This is a genomic window from Acidovorax sp., assembly GCF_046314175.1.
GTDB lineage: Bacteria > Pseudomonadota > Gammaproteobacteria > Burkholderiales > Burkholderiaceae_C > Acidovorax.
In genome coordinates this window covers 40,915-55,585 of sequence record NZ_JBKBXG010000009.1, presented here as the reverse complement: position 1 = coordinate 55,585, position 14,671 = coordinate 40,915, and the positions used below count along the sequence as shown (strand labels likewise).

At 65.3% G+C, this 14,671-nt stretch carries 11 protein-coding genes; 6 read left to right on the top strand and 5 right to left on the bottom strand.

The features are described from left to right. Positions 1–18: 18 nt before the first annotated feature. Positions 19–1,101, bottom strand: a complete 1,083-nt coding sequence (locus tag ACK4OE_RS04120) for an AraC family transcriptional regulator (protein WP_409883236.1) — start codon at positions 1,099–1,101, stop codon at positions 19–21. Between the two features lie 140 nt (positions 1,102–1,241). On the opposite strand from ACK4OE_RS04120, the gene ACK4OE_RS04115 reads away from it, so the two are divergent. Beyond that, positions 1,242–1,934, top strand: a complete 693-nt coding sequence (locus ACK4OE_RS04115; protein ID WP_409883235.1) for an NAD(P)-dependent oxidoreductase — start codon at positions 1,242–1,244, stop codon at positions 1,932–1,934. Further along, a complete protein-coding gene (locus tag ACK4OE_RS04110) occupies positions 1,874–2,230 on the top strand; it encodes a hypothetical protein (RefSeq protein WP_409883273.1) in 357 nt (118 codons plus the stop codon). The genes ACK4OE_RS04115 and ACK4OE_RS04110 overlap by 61 nt, the downstream gene beginning before the upstream one ends. Before the next feature lie 48 nt (positions 2,231–2,278). On the opposite strand, the gene hrpA is transcribed toward ACK4OE_RS04110, so the two are convergent. Continuing rightward, positions 2,279–6,415, bottom strand: a complete 4,137-nt coding sequence (gene hrpA / locus ACK4OE_RS04105) for an ATP-dependent RNA helicase HrpA (RefSeq protein WP_409883234.1) — start codon at positions 6,413–6,415, stop codon at positions 2,279–2,281. A gap of 368 nt (positions 6,416–6,783) precedes the next feature. On the opposite strand from hrpA, the gene ACK4OE_RS04100 reads away from it, so the two are divergent. The 3 genes from ACK4OE_RS04100 to argA all read left to right on the top strand — a co-directional run bounded on the left by ACK4OE_RS04100 (position 6,784) and on the right by argA (position 10,548). Further along, the gene (locus ACK4OE_RS04100; protein WP_409883232.1) at positions 6,784–7,029 is read left to right on the top strand and encodes a hypothetical protein; all 246 of its coding nucleotides are present in this window, start codon (positions 6,784–6,786) and stop codon (positions 7,027–7,029) included. Between the two features lies 1 nt (position 7,030). Continuing rightward, positions 7,031–9,133, top strand: coding sequence for an AAA family ATPase (locus ACK4OE_RS04095; RefSeq protein WP_409883231.1), 2,103 nt, complete (start codon positions 7,031–7,033; stop codon positions 9,131–9,133). Between the two features lie 68 nt (positions 9,134–9,201). Next, on the top strand, positions 9,202–10,548 hold the full coding sequence (gene argA, locus ACK4OE_RS04090; RefSeq protein WP_409883230.1) for an amino-acid N-acetyltransferase: 1,347 nt from the start codon (positions 9,202–9,204) through the stop codon (positions 10,546–10,548). Positions 10,549–10,600: 52 nt separating this feature from the next. On the opposite strand, the gene bla is transcribed toward argA, so the two are convergent. Continuing rightward, positions 10,601–11,515 carry a class A beta-lactamase gene (bla, locus tag ACK4OE_RS04085; RefSeq protein WP_409883229.1) on the bottom strand — a complete coding sequence of 305 codons (915 nt, stop codon included), beginning with the start codon at positions 11,513–11,515 and terminating at the stop codon, positions 10,601–10,603. Between the two features lie 98 nt (positions 11,516–11,613). Here bla and ACK4OE_RS04080 point away from each other — a divergent pair, with 98 nt between their 5' ends. Beyond that, on the top strand, positions 11,614–12,531 hold the full coding sequence (locus tag ACK4OE_RS04080) for a LysR family transcriptional regulator (protein ID WP_409883227.1): 918 nt from the start codon (positions 11,614–11,616) through the stop codon (positions 12,529–12,531). Between the two features lie 77 nt (positions 12,532–12,608). On the opposite strand, the gene ACK4OE_RS04075 is transcribed toward ACK4OE_RS04080, so the two are convergent. Further along, positions 12,609–13,238 carry a TetR family transcriptional regulator gene (locus tag ACK4OE_RS04075; RefSeq protein ID WP_409883226.1) on the bottom strand — a complete coding sequence of 210 codons (630 nt, stop codon included), beginning with the start codon at positions 13,236–13,238 and terminating at the stop codon, positions 12,609–12,611. Positions 13,239–13,245: 7 nt separating this feature from the next. Continuing rightward, positions 13,246–14,670: an AdeC/AdeK/OprM family multidrug efflux complex outer membrane factor gene (gene adeC, locus ACK4OE_RS04070; RefSeq protein WP_409883225.1), complete on the bottom strand. Its 1,425-nt coding sequence runs from the start codon at positions 14,668–14,670 to the stop codon at positions 13,246–13,248. Position 14,671: the final 1 nt, after the last annotated feature.

Genomic DNA, 14,671 nt, shown 5'->3' with positions numbered 1-14,671 from the left:
TTCCTTTATGCCAACAGCCTAGAGGCCCCGCGTGCTGGCGGCATTGGGGATGCCACTGATGCCGGGTCGCGCAGGTGACGCGGCTCCATGGGCTTGCGCGGCAGTCGGAGGGCCCTCCAGTGGCCGACCGCGGCGTGCAGCACCGGGCGTGGTTCCCAACGCGCGCCGGTAGGCGCGGCAAAACGCCGCGTCCGACTGGTAACCCACCCGGGCCGCCACCTCGGAAACCCCTTGGCCCTGATGCAACCAGGCCTGTGCCAGGTGCATGCGCCACTGGGTCAGGTATTCCAGCACCGGCGTGCCCACCCTTTCGGTAAACCGCTGGGCAAAGGCCGACCGCGACATGGCCGCCGCCTGCGCCAATGCAGCCACTGTCCAGCCCCGCGCAGGGTCTTGGTGCATCAGGGCCATGGCCCGGCCCAGGCGCGGGTCCTTCAGTGCCCCCAGCCATCCGGTTTGCGCCGTCTGGTCGTGCTGCACCCAGTGGCGGATTGCCTGAATCACCACAATGTCCGCCAGCCGCGTGATGACGGCCTCGCCGCCTGCGCGCATCTGCCGCGCTTCATCGGCCATCAGTTGCAGCAGGCCAGGCAACCAGCCGCCAGGCTGTAGCGCACTGGCCGTGATGCGGATGACTGGCGGAAGCACCGACACCAGATGCCGCGCTGCCGGGTGGTCAAACTGCACCGCGCCGCAGATGATTCGCGTACCCTCCCCGCCTCCGCCGGTGCGAAGGATTTCGTAGTGCTCGCTCACACTTTCGCGGAGCAGATCGAACAGGTTGGGCGCAGGCACGCCAGGGGCGCTGCGCAACTCATGGCCCTGGCCGTGTGGCACCAGGGCAAAGTCTCCCGGCAGCAACCAACGGCCACCCTCGCCTCCGCTGTGGTCGCTGCGGGCGTCCAGCCAGCAGCAGCCTTCAGTGACCAGGTGAAACATCAGGCAGTCCGGCATCGGCGGCAGGTGCGCGCCCCACGGCGCGGTCAGCTCGGAGTGGCAATAGAAAACACTGCGCATGCGCAGGTAGTGCAAGGCTTCACCCAAGGGGTCCGCCGAATTCGGCAGTTGGGTGGGCACCGGTGTTGCGGTCTTCTCGGTCATCGCGCCACTCTGCCTTACTTTGTGCAATCTGTCCCGTTTTCTGGACGATGGGTCAAGAGAAGGCAACAAACCGGCATTAACACCTTGCAGATACGCCAGCACAGTGGGGGTTCTGTTCACCGCCCTTTTGGAGCACACCCATGAAAGTTCTTGTTGTAGGAGCCACCGGCGGCTCCGGTCTGGCCGTCACCCAAACCTTGCTGGCACGGGGTTGCGAAGTCACTGCGTTTGCGCGACAGCCCCAGGCGCTGGGCGGTCTGCCAGGCAAACTCAAGCTGCTGGCTGGCGACGCGACACGCACTGCCGACGTAGACCAGGCCGTGCAGGGGCACGACGCCGTGGTGGTGGCGCTCGGCATCCGCGAAAGCGCCCTGCAAGTGCGCCTGCTGGGCAGTTCCAGCACAACCATGGACGTCCGGTCACAAGGCACCCGCAACGTGGTCGATGCCATGCGCCGCCACGGCGTGCGCCGCCTGGTCGTGCAGAGCAGCTACGGAGTAGGCGCCACGCGCGACCGACTGCCCTGGCTGTATCGGCTGGTGTTTGCGCTGCTGCTAAAGCCCCAGATAGCGGACACCGAGCGGCAGGAAGCCATCGTGCGCGCAAGCGGGCTTGAATGGGTGCTTGCCCAACCCGTCAACCTGACGGATGAGGCGACCACAACTCCAGCCCATGCCTCGCCATCAGGCAACATCGAGGGCATGAAGGTCTCCCGCCGCCAGGTTGGCGACTTTCTGGCGGATGCGGCGCTGAACCGGGAGCACCAACAAGCATGCGTAGCGCTATCGGCGAGACCCCAGAAAGCCACTCTTCCCCAAGGCGCTTTGCGCTGAGCTATGGCGACTATGTGGAGCAGCTCACGGACCTGCTGTTCCTGAAGATGGCCGACGAACGTTCGCAATCGCCGTACAACCAACCCAGCATCGTGCCCGCTGAATACGCTGGGCGTCGCTGCTGGCCAAGGATGACCAGCCTGCACATCTTCTCGCTGAAAGACGACTCATTGGCCGACAGTGACAACCTGCCCGCACCGGGTGTGATTGCCTTGGAGATTGTGGAAGACCTGCAGGCTGCCTTGGTGCAGTTCAAGTTGATTGCAGGTGACCTGGGTGAGGTGGTTGAAGAGTGATGTGACGATTGGCGAGCGCCCACCCTGCGCCGCTCAGATCTGATCCATTCAACTCTGAATCTGCGCCCACAACTTATCGAGCCGCTTCACGCTCACCGGCTGTGGCGTGCGCAGCTCCTGCGCGAAGAAGCTCACGCGCAGTTCCTCCAGCAGCCAGCGCAGCTCCTGCATGCGCGCGTCCACGGCGCCCTTGCGCTCGGCCACCAGGCGCCAGTAGCGTTGCTCTTGCGGGCGCAGCTCGGCCAGCTTGGCGGCGTCGCGGGCGGGGTCGGCGCGGTATTTGTCCAGGCGCAGGGTGATGGCCTTGAGGTAGCGGGCGTAGTGGGCCAGTTGCGTCCACGGGGCCACGGCGATGAAGTTTTTGGGCATGAGACGGGCCAGCTGCTGCTGGGCGTCTTGTGTGGCCTCCGGGGCGTTTTTGGTGTCCTTGATCTTGCGGGCGGCCACGGCGTATTCGAGCAGGATAGTGCTGGCAAGCCGCGCCACTTCGTTCGCGATCAGCGTGAGGCGGCCCCGGCCCTCGTCCATGCGGCGTTTGAAGGCGAATTCGTCGGTGGGCAGTGGGTCGAGCAAAAAGGCCCGGTCCAGCGCCACATCAATGATTTGGGCGCGCAGCTCTTCCTGGGTGCCACCGCCGGTTCCGTCGGCGTTGCGGCCCACCTGCATGTAGGCCACGGCCATCTTCTGCAGGTCGGGGATGTTTTTTTCGAGGTACTTGAGCGCGTCCTTGATCTGCAGCGCAAACAGGCGGCGCAGGCCTGCTCGGTGTTTGGCGGCAGCGACTTCGGGCTCGTCGAAGACCTCGATGGTGACGGCGTCGCCGCCGTCGATGAGCGCGGGGAAGCCGATCAGCGTCTGGCCGGCCTTTTTGATCTCCATCAGCTCGGGCAACTCGCCAAACGTCCAGGTGGTGTAGCGCTGGCCTGCGGGGGCCGATGGGGTAAAGCTCGCAGGTTTCGCGGCGGCGGGTGTTGCCCCCTTTACTCCTGATTTAGTAGCTGGTAGCGCTTTACCATCAAACGCTGGAGGCACATTTGACTCATTTTTTTCACCCTCTGCCGCCCCGCCACCGAGCTTGAGCCCCGCCAGCGCCTGGAAGGCACCGCGCGCTTTGGCGCCCCACTCGGCCTTGAGGGAGCCCAGGTTGCGGCCGTGGCCCAGTTGACGACCGTGTTCATCGACCACGCGGAAGTTCATGAACAGGTGGGGGCTGAGCATGTCCAGTTTGAAGTCCGCGCGCTTCACGTACAGCGATGTTTCGTCGCGCACTTGCTTGAGCAGCACGTCCGTCAGGCTGCCGGTGCCAAAACGCTCGGGCGTGCCCAGCAGCTCGGCCAGCCGCTTGGCGGATTCGGGCAGCGGCACAAAGCGGCTGCGCGGGCGCTGGTGCAGGCTTTTGAGCAGGGCCTGGATCTTGTCCTTGAGCATGCCGGGAACCAGCCATTCGCAGCGTTCGTCGCTCACCTGGTTGAGCACGAAGAGCGGGATGGTCACGGTGATGCCGTCGCGTACATCGCCAGGTTCGTGCAGGTAGCTGGCGGCGCAGTCCACACCGCCCAGTCGCACGGTTTTGGGAAACGCGTTGGTGGTGATGCCTGCGGCCTCGTGGCGCATCAGCTCGTCGCGGGTGAGCTTGAGAAGCTCGGGTTGTTTTTTGGATTCGTCCCGGTACCACGCCTCAAAGCTGTGGCCGCTGCACACCTCGGGCGGCAGTTGCTGGTCGTAGAAGGCGTAAATCAGCTCGTCATCCACCAGCACGTCCTGGCGGCGCGACTTGTGTTCCAGCTCTTCGACCTTGGCGATGAGCTTCTGGTTGGCGGCCAAAAACGGCAGCTTGGTCTCCCAGTTGCCGCCCACCAGCGCCTCGCGGATGAACACCTCGCGCGCAGCGTGCGGGTCTACCTTGCCGAAGTTCACACGGCGGTTGTTGTAGACCACGATGCCGTAGAGCGTGGCGCGCTCCAGGGCCACCACCTCGGCAGACTTCTTCTCCCAATGCGGGTCGAGCAGTTGCTTGCGCAGCACGTGCCCACCGATCTGTTCGAGCCACTGCGGCTCAATGGCTGCAATGCCCCGGCCAAACAGGCGCGTGGTTTCCACCAGTTCGGACGCCACGATCCAGCGGCCGGGCTTTTTGTTCAGATGCGCGCCGGGGTGCTTGTAGAACTTGATGCCGCGCGCGCCCAGGTACCAATCTTCCTCGTCGCTCTTGGCGCCCACGTTGCCCAGCAAACCGGCCAGCATCGACAGGTGCAGCTGCTCGTAGCTGGCGGGCTGGGTGTTGATCTGCCACTTGTGCTCGGTCACCACCGTGAGCAGCTGGGTGTGGATGTCGCGCCACTCGCGCAGGCGGCGGATGCTGATGAAGTTCTGGCGCAGCAGCTGCTCGTATTGGCGGTTGCTGAGCTTGTGAGTCGCAGCGGGGACGGCGGCGACTGCAGCAGGCGCCGCGACAGGACTGCCCCCACCACTGCGCTGCGCCACCGGCAAGAAGGCCTGCGAAGGCGCCTTCTGCGCGGCCATCGCCTTCTGGGCACGGGCCGATGGCAGGCTGGGCGCTCCGCCCCGCGCTTCGTTGATCCACATCCACAGCTTGAGGTAGCCGCTGAACTCGCTCTTGTCGTCATCGAACTTGGCGTGCGCCTGGTCTGCCTGCTGCTGCGCCTCCATGGGGCGGTCGCGCACGTCCTGCACGCTCAGGGCACTGGCAATCACCAGCACTTCATCGAGCGCCTTGCGGTCGCGCGCCTCGATGATCATGCGGCCCACGCGCGGGTCCAGCGGCAGGCGCGAAAGCTCCACCCCCATGGGGGTCAGCTCGTTGGCGTCATCCACCGCGCCCAATTCGGCCAGCAGCTGGTAGCCGTCGGCAATTGCGCGGCCCGAAGGCGCCTCGATGAAGGGGAACTGCGTCACGTCGCCCAGATGCAGCGACTTCATGCGCAGGATGACGCCTGCCAGCGATGACCGCAGGATTTCGGGGTCGGTAAAACGGGGGCGGCCATTGAAACCGGCCTCGTCATACAGGCGAATGCAGATGCCGTTGGCCACCCGGCCGCAGCGGCCAGCACGCTGGTTGGCGGCGGCCTGGCTGACGGGCTCGACCAGCAGCTGCTCCACCTTGCTTCTAAAACTATAGCGCTTGACGCGCGCCGTGCCTGCGTCAATGACGTATCGGACGCCCGGCACGGTGAGCGAGGTTTCGGCCACGTTGGTGGCCAGCACAATGCGTCGGCCTGTGTGGCCGTCAAAAATTCGGTCTTGCTCGGCCTGCGACAGGCGTGCGAACAGCGGCAGCACCTCGGCGTTGCGCATCACGGGCTGGTGCGACAGGTGTTTGCGCAGGTGGTCGGCGGCCTCGCGGATCTCCCGCTCGCCGGGCAAAAAGACCAGGATGTCACCGGCCGCATTGCCTTGCCACAGCTCGTCCACACCATCGGCAATGGCCTCGTTCAGGCCGTAGTCGCGGCTCTCTTCAAACGGGCGGTAGCGCTGCTCCACCGGAAAGGTGCGGCCCGACACCATGATGACCGGGGCCGGGCCCTTGGCCGACTCAAAGTGCTTGGCAAACCGGTCCGCATCAATCGTGGCGGACGTGACGATGACTTTGAGGTCTGGCCGGCGCGGCAGGAGCTGGCGGATGTAACCCAGCAGAAAGTCGATGTTGAGGCTGCGTTCGTGCGCCTCGTCAATGATGATGGTGTCGTAGTTTTTGAGCAGCGGGTCGGTCTGCGTCTCGGCCAGCAAGATGCCGTCGGTCATGAGCTTGACGGAGGCATCGCGCGACAAGCGGTCCTGGAACCGCACCTTGAAGCCCACGACATCACCCAGCGGCGTGTTCAGCTCTTCAGCAATGCGCTTGGCCACGCTGCTGGCCGCAATGCGGCGCGGCTGGGTATGGCCGATGAGCTGGCCTTTTTGACCTGGCTTGGCGTTGCATTTGCCTCGGCCCAGCGCCAGCGCGATCTTGGGCAGCTGCGTGGTCTTGCCCGACCCCGTTTCACCACACACGATGATGACCTGGTGCTTGCTGATGGCCTCCATGATCTCGTCACGCTTGCCCGACACAGGCAGTGACTCGGGGAACGTGATGCGCAGCGGCGCTGGCGGTGCGGCAGGTGCAGGTACTGGTGCTGGAACAGGGACGCGGGAAGACTCAGGCAAACGCGGATCAGAAGAAGACATAGGCCCGCATTATCGGTAGCGGCACCCTGCCCCATGCGCCACATCTGTGCTTTTGGTGCGACATTTTTCGGCGTTTGCGGCGTTTTCAGCGCTTTTCGTTGCCAAAGCCCACAAGGGCCGCCAAAATCGCGGCCATTCTTCGCAAGCCTGCCCACAGCGCCACCCCTGGCGCGCGGCCCGAACGAACCCTGGAGGTCCCCCGACATGTCTGCCTTTTACACCGCACCCGTCTGACCACAGTCCACCGCCCCGGCTGGACTGTGTACACACAGTTCAGCCATGGCAAATGCACCCGCGCACCGTTTCACGCGCTCCGCAAGCCCTGGCTCTATTGCCGGGGTTTTTTGTTTGTGGAGTACGTGCACACCATGAGTGCCAAAAAATTGTCTCGGGCCTACGCCCAGGGGGAGCTTAAAAAGCTGCGTCGCATGAAAGCGCCCCTGGTCTTGCAGCTCGAAGCCTCGGGCCCGCCCCGAAACCCTGTGGCCGCCGCGCTGGCCCAGCGCAGCCTGTCGAGTGCGGCAGGCAAGCACATCCGAACCCGTGGGGCGCAGCGCCGTGCGGACAACGTCGCCCTGCGCAAGGCGATCCAAAACCCTTTTTCGAACGATTGACATGAATCCATTCAACAACCCATTGCCGCCCCACTCGCCCCACCCGCGGCATCCCACCCTGCCCCCGGTGCTGGCCGGTGGGCCACTGCTGCCAGCAACCCCAAACCCGGCGCCGGTACGTGCCCAGGCGGCAGGGCCCACCACGGCGCTAGCCAGCAGTGCCGAGCTGGCCCAGCGCCAGCAGGCATTGACCGCCACTGCGCAGCAACTAAAAGCCGAGCTATTTGGCATTGACGACGTGATCGACCGCGTGATCGACGCCATCCGCGCCTGGTATGTGCTGCCGCAGCTCATCACCCGGCCGGTCATCGTCTGCCTGTGGGGCCTGACGGGCACGGGCAAAACGCAGCTCACGCGGCGCCTGGCGCAGTTGCTGGGCTACTACGACCGTTTTGTCGAAGTACAGATGGACGGCTTCAGCCACGGTGCCAGCTACCGCAGCTCGTCTATCTCCGGCATGCTGGGCGACTCCGGCATCCACGAGGGCGCGCCGGGCGTCCTGGTGCTGGACGAGTTTCAGCGCTTTCGCACCATGGACACCAAGGGCGCTGACGTGAAGGTGGAGCGCTACCAGGATGTGTGGACGCTGTTGTCCGACGGGCGCCTGCCGCCCGCGCTCAGCGCGCTGTCCAACATTGAACGCAAGCTGGCCGACGCGCACTACGAGGCCGAGCGTGCGGAAGACAACGACGACGACCGCGCGGGCAAGAAGCCCTACCGCTTTCAACTGGACGCGTGGGACGCGCAAGAACTCAAGCGCATGCTCAAGTTGCAAGACCCGCTCTCGGCCATCATGCAGTGGCCGCCCACCAAGGTGCAGGCGCTGTTCTCCAGCTTTCAGCAGTCAAGCCATGCGTGGGAGACCGACTACAGCAAGCTGCTGGTGTTTGTCTGCGGCAACCTCGACGAGATGTACCACGAGACCGCGCAGCGCGTGGAAGACTGCGACACCGACGCCGACATCTTTCACCGCCTGACGCGCAAGTTGTCGCTCATCGACGTGAAGAAGGCGCTGGGCGAGCGCTTCAAGCCCGAACAGATTGCGCGGCTGGGCAACGAGCATGTGGTCTACCCGTCGTTCAGCAAGGCGACGTACGAGCATCTCATCCGCAACCTGTGCACACGCTATGTGGACGACATTGCTGCGCAGTGCGGCGTGCGGTTTGCCATTGGGCAGGACGTGCTGGACGAGCTGTATGCCAACGCGGTCTTCCCTGCCCAAGGCACCCGGCCACTGTTCTCGTCGGTACACGCCATCCTGAGCGCCAACCTGGTCAACGCTGCGCTGTGGGTGATGCAGGAGCAGCTTTCACTGGAACAAGATTTCGCCATCCACCTGGCACCCGACAAGCGCCATCTGCTGGTGTCGGGCCAAGGGCCAGAACGCGCAGCGCAGGCCATGTTCCCCGTAACGCTGGAGCTGAACCGCCTCAAGCAACGGGCCAATGCAGACTTTCGCGCGCTGCTGGCGGTGCACGAGGCGGGACACGGTCTGGTGTACTGCGCGCTCTTTGGTCATGCCCCGCAAGAGGTGAAGATCAACATCGCGTCGTTCGAGGGCGGGTACAACAGCTTTTCCAGCCTCAAAGCCACCACGCGACAGAACGCGCTGGACATGATGTGTGTCGGCCTGGCCGGCCGCGTGGCCGAGGAACTGGTGTTTGGCGAAATGGCCTGCACCACCGGCGCAGAGCAGGACTTCAAGCAAGTAACGGCCGAGGCAGCGCGCTACATTCGCCACCACGGCTTTGGTGCGCGGCTGGCCCGCACCGACGTCACGATGGAGGTGGACAACCATGTCAACACCGACATCGGCCCGAGCAACGAGGCCATCGAGGCCCTGATGCAGCAGCAGTACCAGCGCGCGCAGACGCTGCTGAAAGACCACCGCGAGGCCCTGGGCCGCACGGTGGACGCCCTGCTGGAGCACGGCACCATTGCCCCGGTGGAGATGGTGGCGCTGCTCAAGGACTGCGGCATTGCGCTGGCAGCCCCCTCGGGTGCCGCTGGCACGCTGCCGGACGAAGGCCTGGTACTGGAGCCGTTCGGTGCCAAGCTCAGCGCGTTTCGCGCACGGGCTTCGGCTGAGGCCTCTGCGGAATGACCTGTCTCTAAGGACACTTATCATTCGCTCCTCACACATTGCCACTACTGCCACACCTGTCCTCTTCCATGTCCGCTGTCTTCAATTTCACCTTCGTCCCCTGGTTCCGCTCGGTGGCGCCGTATATCCACAAATTCCGCAACCAGACTTTTGTGATCGGGCTCACGGGTGAAGGCATTGCGGCGGGCAAGCTGCACAACATTGCGCAAGACCTGGCGCTGATCCAGGCCATGGGGGTGCGCATCGTGCTGGTGCATGGCTTTCGCCCGCAGGTGAACGAGCAGCTGGCGGCCAAAGGGCACGCGGCCAAGTATTCGCACGGCATCCGCATCACCGACTCGGTGGCGCTGGACTGCGCGCAAGAAGCCGCTGGGCAGCTGCGCTACGAGATCGAGGCCGCATTCAGCCAGGGCCTGCCCAACACGCCCATGGCGGGTGCTACGGTGCGGGTGATTTCAGGCAACTTTTTGACCGCGCGGCCGGTGGGCATTGTGGACGGGGTGGACTTTCAGCACTCGGGCCTGGTACGCAAGGTGGACGTGGCGGGCATCCAGCGCACGCTGGACATGGGCGCGCTGGTGCTACTGTCGCCGTTTGGTTTTTCGCCCACGGGCGAGGCGTTCAACCTGAGCATGGAAGAAGTGGCCACCAGCGTGGCCATTGAGATGCGCGCGGACAAGCTGATCTTCTTGAGCGAGGTGCAAGGCATCCGCATGAAGCCCGAAGAACCGGAGAGCGAAGACAACCCCATCGACACCGAGCTGCCGCTGGCCGCCGCGCAGGCCCTGCTGGCCACGCTGCCCACGGCGCAGACGCCCACCGACACTGGGTTTTATTTGCAGCACTGTGTAAAGGCGTGCAAGGCCGGCGTGGAGCGCAGCCACATCCTGCCGTTTGCGGTGGACGGGTCGCTGCTGCTGGAGGTGTATGTACACGACGGCATCGGCACCATGGTCATCGACGAAAAACTGGAAGAGCTGCGCGAAGCAACCATCGACGACGTGGGTGGCATCCTGCAGCTGATCGAGCCGTTCGAGAAGGACGGCACGCTGGTCAAGCGCGACCGCACTGAGATCGAGCGCGACATTGCCACCTACACCATCATCGAACACGACGGCGTGATCTTTGGCTGCGCGGCGCTGTACCCGTACCCCGAAGCCAAGACCGCCGAGATGGCCGCCGTCACCGTGTCGCCGCAAAGCCAGGGCACGGGCGACGGCGAAAAACTGCTCAAGCGCATCGAGCAGCGCGCCCGCGCTGCCGGGCTGGATAGTATCTTTGTGCTGACCACGCGCACCATGCACTGGTTCATCAAGCGCGGCTTTCAGCCGGTGGACCCTGAATGGCTGCCCGACGCCCGCAAGCGCAAGTACAACTGGGACCGGCGCAGCCAGGTGCTGGTGAAGAAGCTCTGAGAGCGGGGAACGAACCCGCCATGCCCGCTCGGCCCGATCGGCCACGCCGGGTTCATTCACCTCTTCTGAACGTTTCGCGCGCTGCGGCCATGGCGCGCGCCACCTGCGCAATGGCCGCGTCACGCTGCTCGGGCCGGGCAGTGGACTGCGTCAGATAGCTAGTCACCAGCACCGGCGCGCCGCCGCCCGGAGGCCACATAACGCCGATGTCGTTGGAGGTGCCACTGTTGGCGGTGCCCGTCTTATCCCCCACCTTCCAGCCCGGCACACCAGCACGCAGGCGCTTGTCGCCCGTGCTCGTCTCCACCAGCCAGCGCTGCAGCCAGGCGCGTGACGGGGGCGTGAGCACATCGCCCAGCACGAGCTTTTGCAAGGTCTGCAGCATCGCCAGCGGCGTGGTCGTGTCGCGCGGGTCGCCTACCTTGGCTTCGTTCAACGTGGGCTCGGTGCGGTCCAGCCGCGTGACGCCATCGCCCAGTGACCGCACAAAGGCGGTGAACCCGGCCGGCCCGCCATGGCGGGCCATCAGCACGTTGGCGGCGGTGTTGTCGCTCAGACTGACGGTGGCAGAGCACAACTCGCCCACCGTCAATCCGCCCCCATCGCCCGCGCGGGGGCCGCTGACGGGTGAATACGCCACCACGTCAGCCTTCGCGAAATGCACCCGGGCATCCAGCCGCTCCTTGCCCTGGTCCACCAGCGCCAGCATCCAGCCCGCAAGCACCGCCTTGAAGGTGCTGGCCATGGCAAAGCGCTCGTCCTGGCGCCAGCCCAACTGCAGGCCCGAGCCCGTGTCAAGCATGGCCACGCCCAGGCGGCCCTGGGCTGTGCGCTCGATGGCGGCAAGGGTGTCGTTCCATTCGCGGGTGGTCTCGTCGCGATTGGCTGCGTTGCTGGCAGCTGCACAACCCCAAAGCGGCATGGCGGTAGCGGCCATCAAACCCAAGGAAAACTGTCGTCTTTGCATAAAAAAATGGGAGGTAAGTGAAGACAAGGCCTGAACGATAAGGAGCTTGAGCCCAAAGCACCATCGACAATAATTGCCGCCAGCCCTTAGAAAAACTTATGCATCTCCCGCTCAATGCCTTGCGCGCGTTCGAAGCCTCGGCGCGCCACCTCAACCTGACGCGGGCGGCCGAGGAGCTGCACGTGACGCAGACTGCGGTGAGCCAGCACATCCGCAAGCTCGAAGACCGCCTGGGCAAGCCGCTTTTCAGGCGCCTGCCGCGTGGCCTGGCGTTGACGGACGAGGGGCAAGCGCTGCTGCCGGTGGTGACGGAATCGTTCTCCAACCTGGAGCGCGCCCTGGAAAAACTGGGCGACACCCGCCCACGCGAGGTACTGACCGTGGGCGCCGTGGGCACCTTTGCCGTGGGCTGGCTGCTGCCCCGGCTGCGCGACTTTCAGCAGGCCTGCCCGTTTGTGGACCTGCGTCTGCTCACCCACAACAACCGGGTGGACATGGCGGGTGAAGGGCTGGACTATGCGATCCGCTTTGGCGACGGCGCCTGGCACGGCACCCACGCCGAACGCATCATGGACGCGCCGATGTCCGTGATGTGCACGCCCGCCCTGGCGCACGGCCTGCGCACTGCCGCCGACCTGGCGCGGCAACCGCTGCTGCGCAGCTACCGTGCAGATGAATGGGCCGCTTGGTTCGAGGCTGCAGGCGCGCCATGCCCCGTGGTGCGTGGCGCGGTGTTCGACTCGTCCCTCACGCTGGCCGAAGCAGCCGCACAGGGTGCGGGCATGGCACTGCTGCCAGTGAAGATGTTCACGCGCGAACTCCAGCAAGGGCGGCTGGTCCAGCCCTTTGCGCTGGAACTCGATCGCGGCGCCTACTGGCTCACGCACCTGCAGTCGCGCAGTCCGTCAGCCGCCATGCAGGCCTTCGGGCAGTGGCTGCTGGCACAGGCGCAGGCCACCCCGCTCCCACCTGCCCCGGCCACCGTGCCGATGCCTGCGCATTTCAAGAGGGAATAACTTTGAGCAAAATTGCCACCAGCGCTTGATATACAAGCGCCAATAGCTCCTACTTTAATAGCAAAAAACTGCAGTAGTCAAAGCTCCAGCAGCCCGGCAAGCAGCGACTGCACGGCCAGCGTGCCCACTGCCGTCAGCCCAAATGCGGAGGGCTGCTTCAACCACTGGTGCATGAGCCCGTCCACCACGGCGAAAACCCCCAATGCGGCCACGGGAACATCTGCAGCATGGGGGCCCGGTGGATGGTTGGCGGCCGCTTGCCGCAGCGCGATCTGCAGGCATTGCAGCCCTGCATGCCGAACACCTGCCAGCCGAACGCCCAGCCGCGTGGAGTTGCCCAATGCGTCCAACTGCGCAACTATGCGCAGCACACGCTGCGCGGGCTCTGAGCCCTCCAGCCAATGCAGTGGCGCCACCGCCATTTGGGTCAGGGCATCACGCCTCCAAGCTGCCGGTGCATCGGCAGCCAAGGGTTCGGGCAATGGCGTGAGCACCTGCCAGGGCAGCGGGGTCTGGTCCAGCAAGGCATCCAGCACATCCGCCTGGTCCCGAAAGTGCCAGTAGACAGCGCCGCGCGTCACACCTGCGCGGTCGGCCACATGCTGCATGGAGCTGGGTTGAAAACCGCGCTCCAAAAACACGTGGACCGCAGCGTCCAGAATGCCCTGGCGGGTGGCCTGCGCCTGTTCCTGCGTTCTGCGGGCCATGGGTGCGCTACAGGTTGGACTCACCGCCCGACCAACCGCCCCCCAGCGCCCTGTACAGCGTGACGCCATTGGTCAGCTGGGCCAGGCGGGTGCCGATCAGGGTCTGGCGCGCGCCGTACCACGAGCGCTGGGCGTCCAGCACATCCAGGTAGCTGTCCACGCCCCGGTCAAACCGGGCTTGCGACATGTGCAGCACCTCGCCACTGGCCTGCACCAGGGCGTTTTGCGCCTGCAGCTGGTCGCCCACGGCGCTGCGCTGGGCCAGCGCGTCGGCCACTTCGCGGAAGGCGGTCTGGATGGCTTTTTCGTACTGCGCCAGCGCAATGCCCTGCCCGGCTTTGGCGCTGTCCAGGTTGGCCTGGTTGGCACCGCCATCAAAAATGGGCAGGCTGATTTGCGGAATGAAGCTCCAGCTGCCCGAGCCCGCCTTGAACAGGCCCGACAGATCCGCACTGCTACTGCCCGCTGCGGCCGTGAGGCTGATGCGCGGGTAGAACGCCGCCCGCGCCACGCCGATGTTGGCGGTGGCGGCCTTGAGCTGGTGCTCGGACTGCAGCAGATCGGGCCTGCGCAACAGCAGGTCAGACGGCACACCCGCAGGCAGTGCGGGCAAGGCATTCAGCGTGTCGCCCAGCACCTCGGGCGCCAACGCCTCAGGCACGGGCGTGCCCAGCAGCAGCGCCAGGGCATTGCGGTCTTGCGCCACCTGGCCGGTGTAGCGAGCCACGTCCACACGGGCGCTTTCCACACTGGTTTGCAGTTGGCGCAGGGTCAGGGCCGAGGCAGCACCCAGCTCAAACCGCGTTTGGGTGAGGCGGTACGACTCGCTTTGACTGCGCAGGGTCTCTTGCGCCAAAGCCAGGCGCTCCAGGTCAGCAGCCCAGGTGAGGTAGGCCGTGGTCACCTCGGCCACCAGGCTGATGTGCGTGGTGCGGCGGGCCTGCTCGGTGGCCAGAAACTGCTCCAGCGCCTGGCTGCTGAGGTTGCGCACGCGGCCAAACAGGTCCAGCTCATACGCACTCACGCCCAGGTTGGCGCTGTACTGGTGGCTGGTAACGGCCGTGCCTGCGCCCGACAGGCTGGCCGGGGTGCGTGCTGCCGTGCCGCTGCCCGTGGCGTTCACCGTGGGCAGGGTTTGCGCGTCTTGCACGCGGTATTGGGCGCGGGCCTGTTCGATGTTGAGCACGGCCACGCGCAGGTCGCGGTTGTTCGCCAGGGCCAGCTCAATCAGGCTGCGCAGCTTGGCGTCGGCAAAAAACGTGCGCCAGTCGATGTCGGCGGTAGCGCCGCTTTGTGGGGCGCCGCCATCGGCCGCATCCGGGTAAGCCACCGGCACGGGCGCAGCGGGCTGCTCATAGGTGGGAGCTAGGTTGGCACAGCCGGTCAGCACCAGGGCCGCGGCCAGCAGGGACAAAGTTAGGGAACGGGGCATT